This window comes from Rheinheimera oceanensis (assembly GCF_018831085.1).
GTDB classification, from domain to species: domain Bacteria; phylum Pseudomonadota; class Gammaproteobacteria; order Enterobacterales; family Alteromonadaceae; genus Alishewanella; species Alishewanella oceanensis.
Genome location: NZ_JAGPNM010000001.1, coordinates 612,744 through 632,320, shown reverse-complemented (window position 1 = coordinate 632,320; position 19,577 = coordinate 612,744). Strand labels below are relative to the sequence as shown.

Annotated in this window: 24 protein-coding genes and 1 pseudogene; 17 read left to right on the top strand and 8 right to left on the bottom strand. The window is 48.0% G+C overall.

Features of this window, described 5'->3' with window-relative positions; genetic code table 11:
* Nucleotides 1-44: 44 nt before the first annotated feature.
* Both bfr (J3B89_RS02945) and bfr (J3B89_RS02940) read left to right on the top strand, forming a co-directional pair.
* Entirely contained in the window at nucleotides 45-518 is a 474-nt protein-coding gene (gene bfr, locus J3B89_RS02945; protein WP_215396001.1) for a bacterioferritin, read from the top strand.
* Entirely contained in the window at nucleotides 519-986 is a 468-nt protein-coding gene (gene bfr / locus J3B89_RS02940; protein ID WP_215396000.1) for a bacterioferritin, read from the top strand. It abuts the gene before it with no gap.
* Nucleotides 987-995: 9 nt separating this feature from the next.
* Here bfr (J3B89_RS02940) and J3B89_RS02935 read toward each other — a convergent pair whose 3' ends face one another.
* Both J3B89_RS02935 and J3B89_RS02930 read right to left on the bottom strand, forming a co-directional pair.
* Nucleotides 996-1,364, bottom strand: a complete 369-nt coding sequence (locus J3B89_RS02935; RefSeq protein ID WP_215395999.1) for a hypothetical protein — start codon at nucleotides 1,362-1,364, stop codon at nucleotides 996-998.
* A 10-nt stretch (nucleotides 1,365-1,374) separates the two neighbouring features.
* The gene (locus J3B89_RS02930; RefSeq protein WP_215395998.1) at nucleotides 1,375-1,821 is read right to left on the bottom strand and encodes a DUF2753 family protein; all 447 of its coding nucleotides are present in this window, start codon (nucleotides 1,819-1,821) and stop codon (nucleotides 1,375-1,377) included.
* Between the two features lie 91 nt (nucleotides 1,822-1,912).
* On the opposite strand from J3B89_RS02930, the gene J3B89_RS02925 reads away from it, so the two are divergent.
* From J3B89_RS02925 to J3B89_RS21355, 4 genes and pseudogenes are all read left to right on the top strand, one after another.
* Nucleotides 1,913-2,521 (top strand): superoxide dismutase, encoded by a 609-nt coding sequence (locus J3B89_RS02925; RefSeq protein ID WP_215395997.1) that lies wholly within the window; start codon nucleotides 1,913-1,915, stop codon nucleotides 2,519-2,521.
* Nucleotides 2,518-3,408 (top strand): ZIP family metal transporter, encoded by an 891-nt coding sequence (locus J3B89_RS02920; RefSeq protein WP_215395996.1) that lies wholly within the window; start codon nucleotides 2,518-2,520, stop codon nucleotides 3,406-3,408. Before J3B89_RS02925 ends, J3B89_RS02920 begins: the two co-directional genes overlap by 4 nt.
* A 146-nt stretch (nucleotides 3,409-3,554) precedes the next feature.
* Nucleotides 3,555-6,434, top strand: coding sequence for an insulinase family protein (locus tag J3B89_RS02915; protein ID WP_215395995.1), 2,880 nt, complete (start codon nucleotides 3,555-3,557; stop codon nucleotides 6,432-6,434).
* A gap of 301 nt (nucleotides 6,435-6,735) precedes the next feature.
* Nucleotides 6,736-7,878, top strand: a pseudogene (locus J3B89_RS21355) (methyl-accepting chemotaxis protein); the annotation flags it as partial.
* A gap of 101 nt (nucleotides 7,879-7,979) precedes the next feature.
* On the opposite strand, the gene J3B89_RS02905 reads toward J3B89_RS21355, so the two are convergent.
* On the bottom strand, nucleotides 7,980-8,354 hold the full coding sequence (locus J3B89_RS02905; protein ID WP_285895584.1) for a helix-turn-helix domain-containing protein: 375 nt from the start codon (nucleotides 8,352-8,354) through the stop codon (nucleotides 7,980-7,982).
* 167 nt (nucleotides 8,355-8,521) lie between these two features.
* Here J3B89_RS02905 and J3B89_RS02900 point away from each other — a divergent pair, with 167 nt between their 5' ends.
* From J3B89_RS02900 to J3B89_RS02885, 4 genes are all read left to right on the top strand, one after another.
* A complete protein-coding gene (locus tag J3B89_RS02900; protein ID WP_215395992.1) occupies nucleotides 8,522-8,776 on the top strand; it encodes a hypothetical protein in 255 nt (84 codons plus the stop codon).
* Between the two features lie 22 nt (nucleotides 8,777-8,798).
* Nucleotides 8,799-9,563 (top strand): hypothetical protein, encoded by a 765-nt coding sequence (locus J3B89_RS02895; protein ID WP_215395991.1) that lies wholly within the window; start codon nucleotides 8,799-8,801, stop codon nucleotides 9,561-9,563.
* A 508-nt stretch (nucleotides 9,564-10,071) separates the two neighbouring features.
* Nucleotides 10,072-11,121 (top strand): hypothetical protein, encoded by a 1,050-nt coding sequence (locus tag J3B89_RS02890; RefSeq protein ID WP_215395990.1) that lies wholly within the window; start codon nucleotides 10,072-10,074, stop codon nucleotides 11,119-11,121.
* Nucleotides 11,122-11,125: 4 nt separating this feature from the next.
* The gene (locus tag J3B89_RS02885; RefSeq protein WP_215395989.1) at nucleotides 11,126-12,172 is read left to right on the top strand and encodes a hypothetical protein; all 1,047 of its coding nucleotides are present in this window, start codon (nucleotides 11,126-11,128) and stop codon (nucleotides 12,170-12,172) included.
* A gap of 132 nt (nucleotides 12,173-12,304) precedes the next feature.
* Here the strand turns inward: J3B89_RS02885 and J3B89_RS02880 are convergent, their stop codons facing one another.
* From J3B89_RS02880 to J3B89_RS21350, 3 genes are read right to left on the bottom strand one after another with little or no spacing between them, the layout of a single operon-like run.
* Entirely contained in the window at nucleotides 12,305-12,526 is a 222-nt protein-coding gene (locus J3B89_RS02880) for a type II toxin-antitoxin system RelE/ParE family toxin (RefSeq protein WP_215395988.1), read from the bottom strand.
* A 2-nt stretch (nucleotides 12,527-12,528) separates the two neighbouring features.
* Nucleotides 12,529-12,765 carry an addiction module protein gene (locus J3B89_RS02875; RefSeq protein ID WP_251372180.1) on the bottom strand — a complete coding sequence of 79 codons (237 nt, stop codon included), beginning with the start codon at nucleotides 12,763-12,765 and terminating at the stop codon, nucleotides 12,529-12,531.
* A gap of 58 nt (nucleotides 12,766-12,823) precedes the next feature.
* Nucleotides 12,824-12,934, bottom strand: coding sequence for a helix-turn-helix domain-containing protein (locus J3B89_RS21350; protein ID WP_433915363.1), 111 nt, complete (start codon nucleotides 12,932-12,934; stop codon nucleotides 12,824-12,826).
* Nucleotides 12,935-13,308: 374 nt separating this feature from the next.
* Here J3B89_RS21350 and J3B89_RS02865 point away from each other — a divergent pair, with 374 nt between their 5' ends.
* The 5 genes from J3B89_RS02865 (at nucleotide 13,309) to J3B89_RS02845 (ending at nucleotide 15,954) form a co-directional block, all read left to right on the top strand.
* Nucleotides 13,309-13,983: an endonuclease NucS domain-containing protein gene (locus J3B89_RS02865; RefSeq protein ID WP_215395987.1), complete on the top strand. Its 675-nt coding sequence runs from the start codon at nucleotides 13,309-13,311 to the stop codon at nucleotides 13,981-13,983.
* A gap of 607 nt (nucleotides 13,984-14,590) precedes the next feature.
* Nucleotides 14,591-14,830: a hypothetical protein gene (locus J3B89_RS02860; protein ID WP_215395986.1), complete on the top strand. Its 240-nt coding sequence runs from the start codon at nucleotides 14,591-14,593 to the stop codon at nucleotides 14,828-14,830.
* A gap of 56 nt (nucleotides 14,831-14,886) precedes the next feature.
* Nucleotides 14,887-15,156 carry a hypothetical protein gene (locus J3B89_RS02855; RefSeq protein ID WP_215395985.1) on the top strand — a complete coding sequence of 90 codons (270 nt, stop codon included), beginning with the start codon at nucleotides 14,887-14,889 and terminating at the stop codon, nucleotides 15,154-15,156.
* A 167-nt stretch (nucleotides 15,157-15,323) separates the two neighbouring features.
* The gene (locus tag J3B89_RS02850; protein ID WP_215395984.1) at nucleotides 15,324-15,761 is read left to right on the top strand and encodes a Tse2 family ADP-ribosyltransferase toxin; all 438 of its coding nucleotides are present in this window, start codon (nucleotides 15,324-15,326) and stop codon (nucleotides 15,759-15,761) included.
* 1 nt (nucleotide 15,762) lies between these two features.
* Nucleotides 15,763-15,954, top strand: a complete 192-nt coding sequence (locus J3B89_RS02845; protein ID WP_215395983.1) for a hypothetical protein — start codon at nucleotides 15,763-15,765, stop codon at nucleotides 15,952-15,954.
* 97 nt (nucleotides 15,955-16,051) lie between these two features.
* Here the strand turns inward: J3B89_RS02845 and J3B89_RS02840 are convergent, their stop codons facing one another.
* On the bottom strand, nucleotides 16,052-16,195 hold the full coding sequence (locus tag J3B89_RS02840) for a hypothetical protein (protein WP_215395982.1): 144 nt from the start codon (nucleotides 16,193-16,195) through the stop codon (nucleotides 16,052-16,054).
* Nucleotides 16,196-16,367: 172 nt separating this feature from the next.
* Between J3B89_RS02840 and J3B89_RS02835 the strand changes: the two genes are divergently transcribed.
* Nucleotides 16,368-16,826, top strand: coding sequence for a hypothetical protein (locus J3B89_RS02835; RefSeq protein WP_215395981.1), 459 nt, complete (start codon nucleotides 16,368-16,370; stop codon nucleotides 16,824-16,826).
* The gene (locus J3B89_RS02830) at nucleotides 16,826-17,287 is read left to right on the top strand and encodes a hypothetical protein (protein WP_215395980.1); all 462 of its coding nucleotides are present in this window, start codon (nucleotides 16,826-16,828) and stop codon (nucleotides 17,285-17,287) included. Before J3B89_RS02835 ends, J3B89_RS02830 begins: the two co-directional genes overlap by 1 nt.
* Before the next feature lie 231 nt (nucleotides 17,288-17,518).
* Here J3B89_RS02830 and J3B89_RS02825 read toward each other — a convergent pair whose 3' ends face one another.
* Nucleotides 17,519-19,402 (bottom strand): hypothetical protein, encoded by a 1,884-nt coding sequence (locus J3B89_RS02825; protein ID WP_215395979.1) that lies wholly within the window; start codon nucleotides 19,400-19,402, stop codon nucleotides 17,519-17,521.
* Between the last annotated feature and the right edge of the window lie 175 nt (nucleotides 19,403-19,577).

Below are 19,577 nucleotides of genomic sequence, written 5' to 3'. Positions count from 1 at the left end.
TACACTGTGCAACAATTCTTGCCGCGACAGAAAAGGTACATTACATGAAAGGTAATCCGCAGGTGCTGTCTAAGCTGAATGAAGTGCTGACAGCTGAATTAACGTCGATTAATCAGTACTTTCTGCATGCCCGCATCTATAAAAACTGGGGCTTAAAAGCACTTAACGATGTGTGCTACAAAAAGTCGATTAAAGACATGAAGCAGGCCGACGAACTGATTGAGCGTATTTTAATGCTTGAAGGCCTGCCCAATTTACAGGCGCTGGGTAAATTACGCATTGGTGAAGACACACCGGAAATGCTGCAGTGCGATATGGAATTTCAGGTAGAGCAACTGCCGTTGCTGCGTGCCACTATTGCATTATGTGAAACCGAGCAGGACTACGTTAGCCGCGATATTCTGACCGAAATTCTGGAATATGAAGAAGAACATCTGGACTGGCTGGAAACCCAGCAGCACCAAATCAGCACTATGGGGCTGGCAAATTATCTGCAGGCTCAGCTGGGAGGCGAGTAAATGAAAGGCAACCGCAAAATTATTGACGCGCTAAACGTGCTACTGGCCAACGAGCTGGCAGCGATGGATCAGTACTTTATTCACTCGCGCATGTACCACGACTGGGGCCTGCACAAGTTATTTGAACGTATCGATCATGAATTTGATGACGAAAAAGGCCATGCCTCCAAGCTGATTGAACGCATTATCTTCTTAGAAGGTGTGCCGGATATGAGCAAACGTGACGCCATTCACGTTGGCCAGGATGTGCCTGCCATGTTGCAAAACGATTTAAACGTAGAATTCACCGTGCAAAAGTTGTTAAAGCAAACCATGGCGCTGTGTGAGCAAGAGCAGGACTACGTTACCCGTGCTATGTTGCAACAGTTGCTGGACGATACCGAGGTAGACCACGCCCACTGGCTGGAGCAGCAACTTAACCTGATTAAACTGCTTGGCCTGCCCAACTATTTGCAGTCACAGATGTAATAGCAGCGCTTATGAGCATGCAAAACAGTATTTTAGTTTTGCATGCAGTGCTGCCAGTTCAGCCTGACCTTGTGGCTGGCGCCGGTATAGCCGGGTTAGCGCAATCAGCGGCATATACAGCATATCCATACAGGCCTGGCGCTGCATTGCTGTGTGTAGCTGGCTCACAGCGCCTTCGGCTAGTGTAAACAGCGCATAGCGCAAACACCATTCCTGCAACACACTGCTGTTTTGCTGTTCCAGCATAGTGGCCAACTGACAGCAGCGGCAGCTGTAATCAGATACCAGCCGGTGATAGTCGTCCGGCATGATCTTTCCTGCTTTTAGCTGCCGGCTCAGGCGGCTGAAATCCTGCCACAATGAACTTTGTATCAGCATAATATGCTCCTTAATGCAGTGTGGCAGAGGCCGGCTGCGTTGCGGTTTGTGTAACGGGTGCTAACTGCGAAAAACGGCACAGTTCGCGGCGCAGGCTGCAGCTTTCCCGCAGTAGCGCAACGTTAGCCGGGTGGGTGTCGGGCAACTGTGCCTGCAATTGCAGCACTTGCTGCAAAGCACGGTTTAATGTGGCCAGACAGCGGCGCCAGCGTTGTTGTCTGGCATAGGTTTCGGCCAGATTCTGCACACTGATCGACAGGCAAATAATTAACAATGCAGTGCCATCGGGTGCACCGGGTATAAAATTGTCAGCCGATCTGGCTTCGTACTCCGGCCAGGCTTGTGTTAGCAACACTGCAGCCTGCTGGTATAAATCGGCCGCCAGTACATAGTGGTCATGTGCAAACGCACTGTTGGCCTGGCGGATAATGTGTTTCCAGTGTTCTATCGTATCCATATCACTCACCTTGTCGGGAACCTGACTGAAAATATGGCTTGTTTTTCGATTAAATGCAAATGATAATGGTTATCATTAATTGGAGGGCGATATGAACTTTACATTACCGGAACTACCATACAGCTACAACGCACTGGAACCGCATCTGGATGCACTGACGATGGAAATACACCACAGCCGGCACCATCAAACTTATGTTAATGGTTTAAATGCAGCACTTGAAGGCAGCGCCTATACTGACTGGCCATTGCAGCGTTTACTCAGTGAAATATCTGCCTTGCCACAACCGTTACAGCTGGCGGTACGTAACCACGGTGGTGGCCATGCTAACCACAGTTTGTTCTGGCAGATTATGTCACCACAAGGCGGTGGCGAACCTGGCGGCGAACTGGCTGAAGCCATAACACAGTACTTTGGCAGCTTTGCCCTGTTTAAGCAGCAATTTATTCAGGCCGCGCTAAGCCGGTTTGGCAGTGGCTGGGCGTGGCTGGTAAAAGACAAGCAGGGCAAATTGCAGGTAAGCAGCAGTGCGAACCAGGACAGCCCGTTAATGGAAGGGTTAACGCCAATACTGGGGCTGGATGTGTGGGAACATGCATACTACCTGCAGTACCAGAATAAGCGGCCGGAATATGTGGCAGCGTTTTTTAATGTAATAAACTGGCCCTGTGTGGCGGGGTTATATCAGGAGAAGCAATGAAGCTAATGTTGTTGCAATGGCCCGCGCTGGGCCTGCGTAAACTGGCAGGTCTGCTGATAGTACTGGCCGGTGCAGGCTATGGTTTGCAGCAACTGGTGTTATTACTGCAACAGCAAGCTAATGTGCGCTATGCCTTTTATGCCGGTATGGTGGCCGCTACCGCAACGGCAGCCGGTGCGATACCGGCGCTGTTTATGCGCCGGTTGCCGCAAAAGTTGCTTGATGTAATGCTGGGCTTTGGTGCCGGCGTTATGCTGGCAGCTTGTATGTTTTCGCTGATCGTACCGGCGCTGGCTTTATTAGCCAACAGTGGTGCCTCTGCGTGGTACAGCTCTGGCAGTGTGGCGCTGGCTATTTTGCTTGGCGGTGTTTTTATGCTACTGCTGGAGCGGCTGGTACCCCATGAACACTTTATTAAAGATGAAGACCGGCAACGTGGCCAAACCCTGCGCCGCAGCTGGTTATTTGTGTTTGCCATAGCGCTGCATAATATTCCTGAAGGGCTGGCCATTGGCGCCTCTTTTGCCAGTGGCGATGTTGCAGCAGCAAGCGCACTGGCTACCGGTATCTCGGTGCAGGACATTCCCGAAGGGCTGGTAGTGGCAATGGCATTGCTGGCCGTAGGGTACGGCCGCGCACTGGCAGTGGGTATTGCGATATTATCTGGCTTAACCGAACCGGTTATGGCTATTGTTGGCGCGGCGGTGTTGGGCGAATCCAGCCTGTTGTTACCCTGGGGCCTGGCAGTAGCGGCTGGCGCTATGTTATTTGTGATCAGCCATGAAATGATCCCTGAATCGCACCGGCAGGGCCACGAAATGGCTGCCACCAACGGCTTAATGCTGGGCTTTGTCTTGATGATGTTATTGGATACTGCACTTAGCTGATAGTCTTACCCAGCAACAGTCTTATCCAACAAGTGTGCCGACACAATTTATTACAATCCAGAGGTGGTTAGCGCTGGTAGTGGCCAGTCGTTTTCATTACATTGAGCTTCACAAAAAGTAACAAGTTGTCTAATCGTGGTGGTTCAATGAAAAAAATATTTGTTATCAGTGCAGTTGCGCTGGCTGTATTAACCGGTTGTGCCGGTGAGCGCAGTTTATCTGCTGATACGCGTGCTGCACAGCAACAGGTGCAGGGCCAGGTAGTGGTAAGCCCGAACGACAGCCGTGCTTATAAAACTCTGGTACTGCCAAATAAACTGGAAGTGCTGCTGGTGTCAGACCCTACAGCAGAAAAATCGGCCGCGGCGTTAAGTGTAGGCGTAGGGTTACTGCAAGATCCCATGAGCCAGCAGGGTATGGCGCATTATTTAGAGCATATGCTGTTTTTAGGCACCGAGCGTTACCCTGATACCAAAGGCTACAGCGAATTTATGACAGCCAACGGCGGCGCGCAAAACGCTTACACCTGGCTTGATATTACCAACTACATGTTTAAGGTAAATAACAACGCTTACGACGAAGCGCTGGATCGTTTCTCCGATTTTTTTAAAGCCCCCAAGTTATACCCCGAATACGCCGATAAAGAGAAAAATGCCGTTAATGCAGAGTGGTCAATGCGCCGCGAAATGGACTACTTCGGCCAGTACAATTTGTCACGCGGCATGATGGGTAACCACCCGGCAAACCGGTTTTTAATTGGTAACCTGGAAACCCTGGGCGATAAAGACGGCAGTAAACTGCACCCTGAAACCCTGGCGTTTTATAACCGCTATTACTCGGCCAATATTATGAAAGTGGCCCTGCTGAGCAATTTACCGCTAAGCGAAATGGAGCTACTGGCCAGCAAACACTTTAGCAGTATTGTGAATAAGAACATTGAAAAACCCGCCGTAACCGCAGAGCTGGATTTTAGCCAGTTAGGTGGCAAGCGTATTCATTATGTGCCGAATCAGGACGTAAAGCAGCTGCGGCTGGATTTTACCATCAGCAATAACAGCGAGCAGTTTGCCGTTAAACCCAATGAATTTATCAGTTACCTGCTGGGCTCAGAAATGCCCGGCACTCCGGCTGAGCAACTCAAAGCCATGGGGCTTATTTCTAAGCTGAACGCCAGTGCCACACCCGACTTATACGGCAATTACGGCTCACTAAGCATAGACGTAGAGCTAACCGACGCCGGTATGCAAAACCGTGAAGGTATAGTAGCCACTATTATGCAGTACATTGAGCTGGTGAAGCAGCAGGGCGTAGACAGCAAATACTTCAGCGAAATTCAAACCAGCCTGAACAACCAGTTCCGCTTTCTGGAAAAAGGTGACGAATTTGGCTATGTGTCTGACCTGGCCGGTGCCATGCAAAAAGTACCGGCTCGCAACGCGGTAAATGCGCCGTTTTATTACCAGCGTTTTGATGCCAAAGCCATTAAAGATGTGCTGGCGCAGTTAACGCCAGAGCGCCTGCGCGTATGGTATATCAGCAAGCAAGAGCCGCACGATAGCAGCCTGCATTTTTACGACGGCAAATATAAAATTACTGATATCAGCAGTGAAGAACAGCAAAGCTGGCAACAAAGCCCGCAGCTGGCTCTGAACTTACCGGCAGTAAACCGGCTGTTACCGGAAAACTTTGAGCTGGTAGCGCCGGTACAGCAAGCCAAACCGGAAATTGTGCTGCAGCAAAACGGTATTACCGCCTGGTTGTACCCCAGCCAGCAGTTTGCCAGCCAGCCGCGTGGCGTGCTGGAAATTTTTATCAATACACCGGCACCACAGCAGGATATTAAAGCCAGAGTAGCCCTGGCACTGTGGCGCGACATTTTCAGCCTGCAACAAAGCGTGCTGGCAACAGAAGCCGATATTGCCGGTATGCAGCTGCGGTTAACCGCCGGTAGCGGTATGGCGCTGACGGTAGCCGGTTTTACTGACAAACAGCCTGAGTTGTTGCAGCAGGCCCTGGCCGGTTTAGTGGTTAGCACTGACGAGCAAAGCTTTGCTCAGGCGAAAGACCGCTATATCCGCGGTTTGCAAAACCAGGGCAAGCAATTCCCGTTTTATCAGGCATTTAATGGCTACAACACCCTGGTGCGCAATGGTAACTATGAGCCAGAGCAGCTAATTACTGCTGCCAACAGTTTAACCATTGCACAGCTGCAAAGCTTTATCGCCGACACGCTGGCGAATAATCAGCTGCGGGTATTCGCCTTTGGTAACTACGACAAAGCCGCCATAACCCAGGTAGTGGCTACCGTGCAACAGGCGCTGCCGGCGCAGCGTAACGAGCAGCCATACAGCCGCACAGCTTACTGGCAACCGGCCGCAGGTGAAAAACTGGTACTGCAAAAAGATATCGACGTTGCCGATGTTGGCCTGGTAGATGTGCATATACACCCTGAAGCTTCATATACCCAACTGGCGCGGGCAACGGTGCTTAACAGCCATTTTAGTAATGTGGCTTTTGATAAACTGCGTACCGAAGAGCAACTGGCCTATGCCGTGGGTGGCACCGCCATGCAAATAGAAAACTACACCGGTTTTGCCATGTATATTCAAACACCGGTAAAAGGTGTAGCCGATATGCAGGCCCGCTTTGACAGCTTTAAGCAGCAATATGCCACCGAGCTGGATAAGTTAACTGAAGATAGCTTTGCCCAGCTTAAAGCCAGTACACTGATCACGCTAAAAGAGCCGGCGAAAAACCTGCAGGAAGAAGTAGGGCCGTTAATTACCGACTGGTACCGCGAGAAATTTAGCTTCGACAGCAAACAGCAGTTAATTGCCGCCGTAGAGCAGGTAACACTGGAGCAGGTAAAAGCCTTTTACCGCGAAACCATGCTAAATGACAACGCAGCACGGATTTCGGTACAAATGCGCGGCACTAAGTTCCGCGACCAGCCATTTGCCGATTTACCCGGCCAAACAAGGGTAACTGACGTGGCTGCCTTTCATCAACAAATGAAAAAACAATAAGCTTTACAGTAAACAGAAAAACGCAGCTTCGGCTGCGTTTTTTGTTTATATGGCAAAACGGTACTTTTTAGACAACAACGAGGTTGAACACAGCTTTTTTCATTGTTTTAACTAAACTAGGTAGGGTGTGCCTGTGTCATGTCCGGTACAACACAAAGCGTTGCCAGTTGTTTTAACTAATTCCGCCGTGGAGATCGTCCAAATGTTTTTTAATAAAAATAAAGAAAAGCAAGATGTTATCAGCGCAGCGGTAAAAGCTTTAGAAGCACAGGCTCACAGTATTTCAAACTCATGTGCCGTTATTTATTTTTCACCGGCTGGTGACATACTTAAAGCCAGCCCGCTGTTTCTCAATTGTATTGGTTACAGCATGGAAGAAATCCAGGGGCGGCATCACAAAACGTTATGCCCGAAAGAGCTGACTGAATCGGCCGACTACCGGCAGTTTTGGGCCGATCTGGCAAAAGGCCAGCCCAAACGGGGCCTGTTCAGACGAAAGCATAAAAATGGCAGCGATATCTGGCTTGAGGCAACGTATATTCCTACCATTGAAAGTGGGCAGGTTGTTCAGGTGATGAAAATTGCCAATGATGTTACAAAAGTGCATGAGCAATTTGTTAGTAATTCGGCTTTTATCAATGCGGTAGAGCGCTCCAATGCGGTAATAGAATTTACCCCTGACGGCACTATCCTTACGGCAAATGAGAATTTTATCAATGCGTTGGGATATCGCAGCCTTAGCGATATCCGCGGTAAGCACCATAGAATTTTTTGTGCGCCGGAGTTTTACCATGATAACCCGACATTCTGGCAGGATCTGGAAAACGGCCAGGTAAAAAACGGTTTATTCCGCCGCGTAAGCAGCCAGGGCAATTCGGTGTGGATTGAGGCAACTTACAACCCGGTGTTTGACCATGCCGGTAAAGTCATCAAAGTGGTTAAGATAGCCAGCGATATTACCAGGCGGATGGAGCGGCAACTGGCCATTCAAAAAGCGGCAGAGCTGGCACACAGCACCTCGGTTGAAACCGCGCAGGTGTCAGAGCGGGGCGCCAGCATTTTAAAAGAAAATCTGCGCAACTCAGAGAAAGTGTCGCAGGATATCAAACAATTGGCCGGGCTGGTGGAAGAGTTAAATATTCAGTCAGGTGAAATCTCTAAAATTGTCACTACGATAAAATCTATTGCTGATCAAACCAACCTGCTGGCATTAAATGCTGCTATTGAAGCGGCCCGCGCGGGCGAGCATGGCAGAGGCTTTGCAGTAGTAGCCGATGAAGTAAGAACATTAGCCGGGCGCACCACCAAGTCGACAGAAGAAATAAACCAAATGGTAAGCAAAAATAATCAACTGGTAACGCAGGGCAGGGGCAGCATGTTGCTGGTTACTGAGCAGGCAGATAAAAATGCTGATCTTATCTCAGAAGCAGCCAGCATTATTGATGAAATACTCAAAGGCGCCGATTACGTATCGCACGTTGTTGGCGATTTGGTTAATAACTCAAATAGATAACACAGAGTAAGAGTGGCGTGGGTTAAAGCGGTTTATTTGCCTGCGCCATGAGTTTTCTTCAATGTGCTGACAAGGTTAACAGCCAAAGCCCGGCCTTCGTCGGTCAGGCTATGGTAATGCTTAAGCAACAAAGCCAGTTGCGCGTCTACTGCAGTAGCCGACGGGCTGTAATGGTTGCCTTGTTCCATAACCTCCGTGCGGCTGTGCTCCTCAGCGCTTTGATACAGCGCCGACACCTGCATATCTAAAGCGTGGGCGATAGCTTCCAGCAAATCCAGTGACGGGCGCTGCTCGTCGCGCTCAATACGTGACAAATTTCCGGCATCAGTTTCTGCGGCATAAGCAACATCCTCCAGGGTTTTCCCTAGCATTTTTCTTCTATGTCTCAGTATGTTGCCAATTTTCATCTGGGCGATTCTCGGTGCATTGGCCCAGATGCACAAAGCGGTTGCTGCAAAATTAGCTTGATAAATTTGCGTAATTCGCAATAATGTGAAGAAAACGTAAAAGCAAAGAGTGTTGTTGGCGGCATATTTGCTCTTGGCACCCAATAACATACGGGGAGATCTCTGTTATGAACTGCAATGTTAACGCAAAGCCGGTGGCGCATATCGTGTTTAGTGAGAAAACTGTGCACGGTGACAATATTCCTTGTGCTTACATTGACTTACGAAACCCAACTGAATGTATTCTGGAGCAGGATAAAACCGGGATCTGGCTCACTTTAGCCATCAACGCTGAGCTGATGGATGAACTGGCTTTAGCCTGGTGCAGGCAGCGTAAGTTTACCTGTAGCAATGCTGCACAAACTAACAACATAAAAGCGTAAATTGCACAGTGTTGGCGCCGGTATGATAAAGAACTTTTTAAAACGCATTACCGGCCGTGGCTTTGATGGCGGGCCAGATGCCTACAGGCGCTTTAATTACAAAGTGTTGCTGGATAATGATCTGTTAGCGTTTTGCATTCCCAGCCCCAACCCGATGACGTTTCCGGTGTTGTTTCCTTACCAGACGCCCGGCTGGTTTGAGCTTTATACCGATCAGCGACAGCGGCATCGTTTTGTTTGTATAAACCAGCAACAATATTGGTACAGAGGGCATTTTTTAAGAACTCACGGCGAGCCGCTGGGGCAGTTAATGTTATCAATCTGGCTAAAGCAGGTTGCAACGGGTAAAAGCATTTCCCGGCATGATCTTGCACAGTTAGGCCAATATCTCTGCGGGCAGAACGGCGATGCAAACGGCAGCTATATTTCTGCTGGCGCTGCGCAGCTAAAACACGCTTTACAACACTACGAAGCCCGCAGACACAGCAATAAATTACTTGCCGGGCAAACGCAGCAATATGCTGTGCTAAGGCACAAAGAGCAACTGCCGCAGTGTTATAGCATTAAACACTTTGGCAGCCAGCAATGGTTGCATTACACGCACGCCAGCCGGGCGTTTACCCGGCAGTATCACTACTACTGCTACCCGCTGTCGGAGCAGTTTTATTTAAAAATCCGTTTTGCGTACAAAGCAAATTTACCGGCTTATTTTCACTACTGGCATGCCAACGCCAGAGCGGCAGAGCACAGCATTATGCAAAGTGTTAAGTTACACACTGCAGATTAACCCGGTAGTCGTGGGCTGAGAGTGTTTAGTAAGCCATTACGTTATCCGGCGAGGCAAAAAAACAAAAATAGTTTGAGCAATCACTTTAAACAGTGTTTTAGCTGCCAGTTATCTGCTTAAAAAGCACACTGCCGGTTTAACTCTGTTGTAGCGCTGTTCACATTTTTCTCTGTTTAAGAAAATTCAAACACCGTTACCGGTTTAGCCGGTCTGGCAGCTTGCTGGCAGCAAAATCAGTGCATTGCATTCAAAATGAACTGGTCTATCTTGTTGGTGGAGTTGTTTACCCGCCCTACTTGAAGCTGCAGCGGTGTTAACTACGTTAGCCCACTGGAACGCCAGCACGGTTCCATCACATAGGTAACTATGTTCATGGAGATGTGCTCACTTGCCGCCTTGCTGCATCTGCAAGTAGTTTGGGTAATGTCAAAGGGACGAGGCGGCAGAATAATAACGATAATCTTAGCAAGAACCCTGTTTCAGCAGAGAAAAGACGAGGACAACCCAAATGAAAAAATCTACCCTGCTTTTACTGGCAGGCCTGTTTAGCGGCGCTGCGCAGGCCGCTGTAGGCGGCTATCCGGTGGTATTGGTGCACGGTTTTCAACCGGATAATTTAGCCAGCCGGCCTACCGGCAACCAGGTAAGCAACAATGGCGCAGAGTACTGGGCCGGATACTGGCGCGACCGCGCCGATGTACGTATTGACTGGCCATCGCAAGAGCGGGTGGCCGGTAAAATTGCCAGTGACTATGTCTGGCCTAAGCTGCAACAGCTGTCACAAAATGGCACCTGCGCCAGTGGCTGTATTTTTGTGTCGCACTCTACCGGTGATTTAGTTACCCGCTACATTATTGATAATCAGGCGCTGTGGCTGCAAAACGCCGGCTTACAGCCGCTGAATATTGTTGCGACGTTTGATTTTGCCGGTGCTGGCGGCGGGGTAGAACTGGCAGATTTAGCGGTAAATGTGGCCGGCGGTTCCGGCCTGATTGATGGCGCACTGCGGCTGGCTATATCTTTGTGGCTGGGGCAGATACCGTCGCCGGCTAACATTGGTGTGTTAAACGACTTACGGGTAAACACCGCACGCCAGTTAGCAGCTTTCCCCGACAGCCGGGTGCCGCGCTTACGTTTTGTTGGCGCCGGTTCTGACTTTTTAGGTGCCACCGGCGCATTTTTGCCAGGTGAAGATGACGGCGTAGTGGCCAGCCATTCCAGCTGTGGTGCCGCCAACGTTGGCAGCTTTAACAGTTGTTCACGCAGTGTGGCCTTTGATGGCAAGCTGACATCGGTTAGCGGGCCAGCCAGCTTTATGCCATACCATTACCCGATGTTAATGAGCGAAGGCTACAGCCACAGCGATGTTATAGCCAACCGCGCTGCTGACGAAATAACTGCGGCCAGCAATAGTGTTAACTACCTTAATGGCGAGCGGCTGCAATTTAACACTGTTGACGAAAACCGTGGCTGGTGGGTGTTTAGCTCGCGTTATCGTATAGTGCGTAACTCTGATAACACCAGTATGTCAGCATTGGTGTATCAGGCAGCGAACTAGCCTAATGAAAAAGTGGTTATTATTATGCCTGCCGGCATTGCTGGCAGGCTTATGGTTTTTCTGGCTGCAACCGGCAACGGTAGTGCCAGAAACAGCGCCGCAAATTACCACGCTGTCAGCCGCTGCTGCCGTTAAGCCAGCTAATACACCAGCGGCAAAGCCACAGCAAATTAACGTAACAGAAAAAATACCCCAGCCGGTAAGCGAAAGCTTTAAATTACTGGCCAGCGCTTATGCTGCAGAGCTTGAGTTACCGCCGTATTCACGGCCATTAAGCCTGGATGATGAACACCTGCTGGCGCCAAACCGCTATATCCCGCAAACCGTGCCACTTGAGGGCGGTGCCAGCGCAACGATAGTGCTGCCAAAATTCCGTTTTAGTTACCCCGAGGCGATACCGGTAACGCTGCAGGTAAGCGGTATTCAGGTGTCAGATGTCAGTGTGGCACTAAGCGCGGAAAGTACGGCTACAATAGTGGCCACAGAAGACATGCGCGGTACACCGGCTAACTGGTCAGCTACCTTTAATGCAGAGGCCGACTGGAATGGCGCTTTTGAAATCAGCGTCAGCTTTAGCGCCAACGGCCAGCAGCAAGTGCTGAAAACCGGTATTGAATACAGCCACCCGGTAGCCACTATCACCGGCGTGGGCGATAGCCGTGGCGTGGGCAGTGATATGCTGATCCCGGTAAAAATAGCGGTTCATCAAGCTGGTTATTACCGCTTACGGGCTAATTTATTTACCGAAAAACGCCAGCCGCTAGCCCTGTTAACAGGCAACGCAAAGCTAAGTGAAGGGCAGGGTGAAATAATCTTACGGGCTTTTAAAGCGGTGCTGCAACAGCAAAGCGGGCCTTATATTCTCGGCACCTTTGTGCTGGAAAAGCGCCCGGCCGTACCCGGCGAGCTAACCCAGTACGGCGACAGTGAAAAAGCAGAATATAAGCTGGATTATTTTGCGTTAAGCCAGCTAACTGACGAACCCTGGCAACCCGATGCCGAAGAGTTGCAACGCCTGCAGTTTTTACAGCAAATGGCCGGGCAGCAATAGCGCTAATGCTGCATTGCCAGATCCTATTTTACATCCGTTGTTATGGTGGCGTTAGCCGACTGCGCCAGTAGCCCGGCTTTCTGGAGTGATGGGCAAAGGCAATAACTGTAATTACCTGATTGTTTGCAATGGTCACAATAGAGAACGGAACCGTTGCAGAATTAACCTTTTGGCACCCAGCTTAGCGGCTTTGCCAATTGCAGGTACGAGCGGTGGGTTTGGTTCGGCCAGCGTTGCTGTTGCAAGCTCAAAGGCATTAATAAGTTGCTCTCCTAAACCGGGTAGTTCCAACTCATACCAGGCTGCGGCTTCAATCAATTCTTCGGTTGCTTCCTTGCTAACCTTTACCTTCAAACTCAGCCCCTTATTTTGGCTCTGGCGCGAGCGACGGCTTTATCTGCATCCAGCAGTTCAGTTTTGCCTGATTGAATATCGCTTATCCTGCGGCAAATTTCTGCATCCCAGGCTTCTGTTACGCTGATATCTGCGGGCCCGTCTAAACTGGCCATTAAATCATGTGCAAGTTTTGCCCGCTGCTTTTCGGGTAGGGTCATAGCGGCATTGGTTATATTTTCAAGCTCTGCTGTTTCCATTGTTTCATCCCACACATTGAACATGGCAATACACAAATGATGTATCAAATTACCGCACTTAACAAGGTCGGTGTTTGCTTAGCTTACGTTGCAGGGTGCGTCGGTGCATGCCCGGCAGTTCTGCGGTGCGGCTGATATTGCCATCCTGTTTGGCTAGTACACGGTGAATATGCTCTCACTCCAGTTGCTTGGGCGATAACAGTACGGCATTGCGGTAATGCGGCCCTTAGTGTGGCAATAAAGCTTAAGCCCGACTGTGGCAGCAACATGTCAGAAAAGATTCAACCATTGCAGCGATAATGTCATGTTTGAGCTTTTAGTGTAACCCCACCGGCGGTTTACGTCGCTGTGGCAAATTGTCGCAGTGGTGTAGTGGTTTAAAAGCGGTAGTTTGTTGCAGCAAAATTCCTACATCATAAAAATTCTTGATTTACATTCAATTAGCAGCCTAGACTGGATAAAATTTTGGAACGTGCGGGATTCTACAAAGCCGCACGTGCTGAGGGCGTTCGGCGTTTTAAACAATGTCGAGGAGAGATAAACATGACGATGGCAGAAGCAATTAGAAAGTTTCTAGAAAAATCTGGCAGAAGGGTTACTTCTGAAGAGGTAAAGCAAGCAATTAACGCTGACTATCCAGGGCAATGGAAGCCGACAACACTGCAAGCCCACCTTTATGCTTGCGCGGTGAATAATCCAAAAGCATACATTCATCATCCATCAGCTGTAAAATTTCTCTACAAAAATTCAGACGGGAGTTTTGAGCTATATGACGAAGAGCGACATGGAGTAAATGAGTGGGCTCCAGCGGAGGGAGAGGATCAAATCTCGCCAGTAGCAGAAATGGTTGAAACATCAATCGGTCTAGAGCGTGACATCGAAGATCACTTAATAAATAATCTTGCTTCTATTGAGAAAGGTCTAAAGTTTATCTCGCGACAATTGCATACTGACATTGGTCGCATTGATATTCTTGCAGAAGATGCCAAAGGCGATCGGGTTGTAATTGAGGTCAAGGTTGGCGAGGCTAAAGATTCCGTCATAGGTCAAATTGCTAGGTACCTTGGTTGGTTCGCAAAATCCGATGGAAAGCTTCCTCGTGGCATAGTCGTTGCGTCAGATTTTCCCGAAGGCGTTCGCTATGCGGCTAGCATCATTCCTGGACTGAAGTTATTTTCATATAGAGTTCACTTTTCATTTGAAGACTCTTCGCTGTAAAGGCTCCGAACAATTCGCTGGAATAAACGGGAGGCAGATCAAAATTAAATGAATTAAATTATGGTGAGGTATCGGGTTTGATTGTTATGGGTAAGAGCAACGTTTGCGGAGTACTGAGTTGGAGCGACTGTATACCAAACCAAAATACTTGATTAAAACAGATAATATTGGATTTCGATTTCCGGTTTTCTGGTCCTCAATGGCCCTAATTTGGGGCGTACTGTTCCACGAAGTATCAGGTGCAATTTTCATATCAACAATGTCATTATTCCTCGTGTGGTTAACCTACAAGCTGACGTCGTTGTTTTTAAGCTTCCAGCAGCATAGTGGTATCGTGTTGAATGGCTTTTATGATCAGGTTCTTAAGTTTATTTGGTTCGCATCAATGTTCGGTTTTCTTGTTTCTATAGCATATGCACTAACTTTTCAGCCGAAGCAATATATGTATTATTACTTAGTGTTTTCAATAGTAAGTTTTGGCTTTGCATTAGCCTCAGCCCGAAAATGGGGCTGTCACTATTTTGCTAAATGATGTGTTCGCTAAAACGCGTATGATAATGCGCAGCAGTTGTGGCCTGTTGCCCGTGAGCTTTGAGTTGGGAACCATATGCTGATAGATGGAATTGAGTACAATGTCGTCGTTACCAGTGCAAATGATTACGACTGCCTGAGTTTAGAATGTTGCAACGGAGATGAACTGCTTATTGAGGCTGAATTAATTAGCTACACTGAGCAAAAAGCTAAAATTCACTTCCATAAAAGCCCGCTCTCTCTGGAGTTAGTTGATGCTTTCGTTCAAGCTGTTAAGCATGAACTCAAGTTCGGTGGCAATAGCGGTGGCTTCTGACAAGCTAAAACAACTACAGCCTTGCCTATTGCTCCATCGCTTTAAGGTCTATAAGTGTGTCTGATATTAGAAGAATACTAGAGCTGAAAATTGCACCAGAGCGAGGTATAGTTCTGGTGCTGGACGACTTGGAACACCGCGATTACATTGAAGACGTCCTTGTTGAGCACTTCGATATTGAGTACGAATACTTTGTGAAGGACGAAAAGTCTGGGATAAATACGCTTTACTTTGCAGACACAACAGACATCATAGCCCTTGAAAAGACTATATCTGAAATCAACAAGCACCACTCTTCATCAAGTGAGCTATATAAAACGATATAGCCACACACTTAACAGATTTGGCAGTTACCATAGAAATTCTTGTCTTGAAATTCCCACCAAAAACATGCAGAGTTGCTAACAAATAGTAAACAAAATGGTGGTATAGAAATGCTGTGCTGGAAACAGATTTTTCTACAGGCTTGTTATGACAAAACAGGAACAGAATCATGAGCCATACAATCGTTGAAATGTACGTCAAAGTTATCCCTGTAAATTTATACCGAAACGGCAGCAAAAATAGTCCTCAGCTGCATAAATTGCGAACTATGCCGCCGCGTATGCTTGAAGAAAGTTTTGATATTCAAATATATACGAAAAATGGTGTTGATTACGTATCGAAGGATACTGGCGGTATTTCAACTTTCGACAGAGAGAAGCCCGGATTTGGAACTTTTTGGTGGAAAATTCCAAGAGGAACCAAGTTGCCTTCGGGTTTAAGGGTAAGTATGGATTTTAATCCAAAACCGTCTGCGCATCCCACTCATTACACAATCAGGCCCTTGTATGATATGCCATTGAGGCAATATATCTCTTTACTGGAAGAGCTGGCCGCATTCGCAGAAAGAACATTCGATGTCGCTGATAAAAAGGCTCAGGGGAAATAATATGGAACTACAAGCTAAAGAGCAGCGGCTGGTTATTCTCGGCCTAAAAAAGCTACTGCAAGAAACCATCGAAAGGATGGAACTCATTTCTGATGAAGAAGATGAGTATGTTCATTTGTCCAATGATGCAATGTTGATTGACACCATGATAAAAGGTTTTGAAGAAGAGTATCAGCTAAAGTTCGGAACATGATGGTCATGGCACTTATCAACTGCTCCTGAGTAAACAGGTAAAACCGCTCTTCTGGCCGCATTCGCGGCCAGTCTGTTATTTATCAGCAACACAGCTGTTAACACATCCTGCTTTGGCGCCGCCTAAGCCGCATGGCGAAGCCCAATACCGCCATTGTGAGCAGCAATACCATAAAGCCTACTACCAGCATATCGCGGCCTTCGCGGCCGAGTAATGGCTGCAACATGCCCCATTTATGCACAAAAGAAAAACTGTACCGCTCCCACTGGCTGGTGCGGCTTTGTTGCTCAATTAACTAGCCGCTGGCGTAAGCGAACTTATACATCTGAATTGTTAATATTTGGTTTTAATTAGGTTGATATTTGTGTTGTGCGTTTTTATACTGCATGTTCTTTTTATAAGGAGATAGCGAGATGGCAGAGATTGAAGAGTGCAAGGAACTTTGTAAAGACAGCAAATTTTTATCTGCATTGGACGTTGCTAGAGGCCAGTTAGGGATGCAAACAAGGCTGGCGCATGATCCATTGACGGCAGATCAAATCAGAAAGCACAGATTTCTGGGGGCTGTTATGCGACGAGACAATAAAGGCGATTATAAATTAGGTACTATTGGTACTGATGCTTGGGATGGGCGGGAGTGTTACCAAAATGGATTCGTCTGTTCTTGGCAGGACATTCTGGACGAAGCTGCAATTATTGTTGCCGCTCCGCCAAGTTACAGATTAACCAGTATTATGGGACGAGTCACTGTTGGTGATTGCAAGCAACTCTCAAAAAAGACCCGCACACCAGTTTTTCTGATTGGCACAGGAATGGATGCTTTGAAGTCGGTTTTTTACTGCAACGAGAATACATTTAAGAGGTTTAAGTAATGTTAAAAGCTTTGCTTGGTGTTTGCTGCTTTTTACTGTCATCAGCTGTTGTTGCTGAAGAGAAATTCAACGCAGATCAATTTTATGGCAGTACTGAAGTGCTTCCTGTGAGCTTGGTTCAACTAATCGCTACCCCAGACAAATTTCTGAACAAAAGAATTCGTGTACGCGGACATTTCCTTAGTGCTGGCGATAGTTGGCTGTATTTAACATCTGATCATGCAAAATTTCGCGACAACAAATCAGCGATCAATGTATTGGATGATACTGAAACAGGTGAGTTGTATGACATGGAATGCAATAACGGATGGGTAGACATTAAGGGGTATTTCTTAGCAACCTTCAGAAGTGACCGTCGCGAGATTGAAGGGCGCTTAATAGTCGACAGTGTTTATTCGCTCAATAAAGAAAAATACTGCTGGGAAAGAAAAAAGGCAGTACCTGTAGAATTGCTGAAATAAACCATAGTAGTAAGATTAAGCATCAAAATTTGTGCATGTTTCAAGTTTGCTGCTGGCAGTGTTAGCGGCCAGTCTGTTATTCATCAGCAAGATAGATTGCCAATACATTCGCCTTAGCCGTATGGCAAAGCCCATTACCGGCATTGTTAGTAAAAGCTATAGCTCGGTAAATGCAGCAAATTGTCATGGCGAGCCCTTGCGCCTGCTGGCGCAAGGGTATTTCGGCTTAGGTTATGGGTTTTGTGGCTGCTCTGGTGGCAGACTGGTGCTGGCTTCGGCGTCTTGCTGTGGGCTGGCCAGCATGGCCTGATCTGACGTAACCGGCATGGCGCGTGATTGCTGGTTAATCTGATAAATTTGCTCAGTGTTGGATAAGTCCTGCTGGTTTTTAATGCTGGCAATGGTTTCGCGATCAGACAAGAAGCCCTGAATGTCGTCCAGTATCGCCTGCAGTTCCTGCGGGTTGTCCTGCATTTCCAGAATATGCCGCGGGTGCTCGACATTTTTGGCACCGCTGTCGGCAAAGGTGCTGCTCATAATGCGTGAGGTAATAATCCACGGTGTTAACGATGAGCGCATAACGTAGTTTTCTGACGCGGTAGAATCGTAAATGCCTTTACCCGTGGTCAGCTTGCTTTGGGTGTAGGTGCCTTCGCATTTTAAATACACCAGTAAAGAATCAAAGTTCAGCTCGGCCCAGAAGGTGTGGCTATAGTTTTCCAGCAGGCGGCCAAAGCTGTGGCAAATAAGCCAGCTGAAAATCAGACTTAAAACAAACTGGCTTTCATTAAACAGGTTAACTGCAAAGCTTTGTGTTACTGCATCAGACGGGCGGGCCAGTGCACTGTATTCCCGGATCAGTTGCAGTACGGTTTCTGCCTCAAACAATAAATAAAACAGAATAAAAGGCCCGATTAACAACAGTACCTGGCCGGTAATAGTGGCCAGTAGCCGCAATTGTTTAAACAGTGCATTGTGGTCCATTGGGGCATAAGCGGGCTGGGTTTCTATAATCACTTCGCCGCTAAAATCGCCTTTGCTTTCCGATTGCTCATTTAATTGCGGGTTTAGCTCGCGGTAGATCCGGTTAGGTATTTCTTTGTAGCGCCGGTTGGCCATGACAATATTGTCGATATTAACAAACAGCTCACGCGGGTGAATATTTTCCTGCCAGTTGGCGCGGTATTCCGACACCTTGGTTTGCGCTTTTACCTGGGCAGTACGTTGTTTTAACAGTAAAAAGATAAAGGTGCCGCTAATGGCGGCAAATAACAGCACCAGCAATAATTGCGGTGCTACGGCAAAGCTTTCCAGCTCAGACTGCTGTAAGTCTGCAACAAACTGCTGAATATCATGCTGTTGCAGCAAGTAGCTGATTAATAAGCCCAGCAGCACCGGCGCCAGTATGGCAAAGGCCATAATTTTGGCCAGTTGCAGGTTGCCTTTGGTTTCAATGGTTTTTTCGGCTTTACGGTACACTGTACTGGCACTGCGCCAGCTGAGAATTAAATACACCACCAGCACAAACGAGAAAAATGGCAGCAGAATATCGCCGGTGTTGCCGGCCAGGCCGGTTAAACAAACAAAAGCGGTTAACGCATAAGCTACCAGTGCAATTACGGTGGCAATTAAGGCACCGGAAAAACGTTGCGCCAGATTACGCAGAGGGTAGGGCAGAAAAATAAGTTTGGGCACCAGCGTGTGCACCAGGCGGGAGATAAAGCCCACCGGCTCGACGAAGGTTTTGTTTTTGCGCCCCATCAGCATTTCTTCTAAGTCGGCGCTTTTATAATGCGGCTGTTCCAGCTTGGCGGTTTCACGCTCGGATTTACTGTAATTCGGCGCCAGTGAGGTAGGTACACTGCGGCCTACAAAAAAGCGCAGCATCTGGAAAATGCCGCCGCCCAGTGCGCGTAAGCCACCTGCCAGCAACATAAAGCCAATGGCAGCATAAAACCAGGCCAGGGCTTTGTCCTGTTGTACCAGGCTTACCACTTGCAGTAGCGGGTAAATACCAAGCAAACTGACCACTAAACCCCGTACTGCCCGCAGCAAGCCTTCGGCTTTAAACGGGTTACGGATCCCTAACGACTCGCTACCATAATCATAAGCCATGGTTACTTCCTTTTATAAATCAGTTTGTTGAAAAAGATACTATCTTGCCTGACGGCTGAATTTTTGCAATCCTCTGCCGGTTAGTTTTAGCCCAAAATGCGTTTGAGTGCGAGTTAATTATACGATGCGTCGGTTACCTGCTGGCTGCCTGGGCTAAGGGGGTGGTAAAAAGGGA

Excerpts from the sequence above, each read along its gene's own strand:
- bfr (WP_215396001.1), top strand. The coding sequence starts at position 45 with ATGAAAGGTAATCCGCAGGTGCTGTCTAAGCTGAATGAAGTGCTGACA.
- bfr (WP_215396000.1), top strand. The coding sequence starts at position 519 with ATGAAAGGCAACCGCAAAATTATTGACGCGCTAAACGTGCTACTGGCC.
- J3B89_RS02935 (WP_215395999.1), bottom strand. The coding sequence starts at position 1,364 with ATGCTGATACAAAGTTCATTGTGGCAGGATTTCAGCCGCCTGAGCCGG.
- J3B89_RS02930 (WP_215395998.1), bottom strand. The coding sequence starts at position 1,821 with ATGGATACGATAGAACACTGGAAACACATTATCCGCCAGGCCAACAGT.
- J3B89_RS02925 (WP_215395997.1), top strand. The coding sequence starts at position 1,913 with ATGAACTTTACATTACCGGAACTACCATACAGCTACAACGCACTGGAA.
- J3B89_RS02920 (WP_215395996.1), top strand. The coding sequence starts at position 2,518 with ATGAAGCTAATGTTGTTGCAATGGCCCGCGCTGGGCCTGCGTAAACTG.
- J3B89_RS02915 (WP_215395995.1), top strand. The coding sequence starts at position 3,555 with ATGAAAAAAATATTTGTTATCAGTGCAGTTGCGCTGGCTGTATTAACC.
- J3B89_RS02905 (WP_285895584.1), bottom strand. The coding sequence starts at position 8,354 with ATGAAAATTGGCAACATACTGAGACATAGAAGAAAAATGCTAGGGAAA.
- J3B89_RS02900 (WP_215395992.1), top strand. The coding sequence starts at position 8,522 with ATGAACTGCAATGTTAACGCAAAGCCGGTGGCGCATATCGTGTTTAGT.
- J3B89_RS02895 (WP_215395991.1), top strand. The coding sequence starts at position 8,799 with ATGATAAAGAACTTTTTAAAACGCATTACCGGCCGTGGCTTTGATGGC.
- J3B89_RS02890 (WP_215395990.1), top strand. The coding sequence starts at position 10,072 with ATGAAAAAATCTACCCTGCTTTTACTGGCAGGCCTGTTTAGCGGCGCT.
- J3B89_RS02885 (WP_215395989.1), top strand. The coding sequence starts at position 11,126 with ATGAAAAAGTGGTTATTATTATGCCTGCCGGCATTGCTGGCAGGCTTA.
- J3B89_RS02875 (WP_251372180.1), bottom strand. The coding sequence starts at position 12,765 with ATGGAAACAGCAGAGCTTGAAAATATAACCAATGCCGCTATGACCCTA.
- J3B89_RS02865 (WP_215395987.1), top strand. The coding sequence starts at position 13,309 with ATGACGATGGCAGAAGCAATTAGAAAGTTTCTAGAAAAATCTGGCAGA.
- J3B89_RS02860 (WP_215395986.1), top strand. The coding sequence starts at position 14,591 with ATGCTGATAGATGGAATTGAGTACAATGTCGTCGTTACCAGTGCAAAT.
- J3B89_RS02850 (WP_215395984.1), top strand. The coding sequence starts at position 15,324 with ATGAGCCATACAATCGTTGAAATGTACGTCAAAGTTATCCCTGTAAAT.
- J3B89_RS02845 (WP_215395983.1), top strand. The coding sequence starts at position 15,763 with ATGGAACTACAAGCTAAAGAGCAGCGGCTGGTTATTCTCGGCCTAAAA.
- J3B89_RS02835 (WP_215395981.1), top strand. The coding sequence starts at position 16,368 with ATGGCAGAGATTGAAGAGTGCAAGGAACTTTGTAAAGACAGCAAATTT.
- J3B89_RS02830 (WP_215395980.1), top strand. The coding sequence starts at position 16,826 with ATGTTAAAAGCTTTGCTTGGTGTTTGCTGCTTTTTACTGTCATCAGCT.
- J3B89_RS02825 (WP_215395979.1), bottom strand. The coding sequence starts at position 19,402 with ATGGCTTATGATTATGGTAGCGAGTCGTTAGGGATCCGTAACCCGTTT.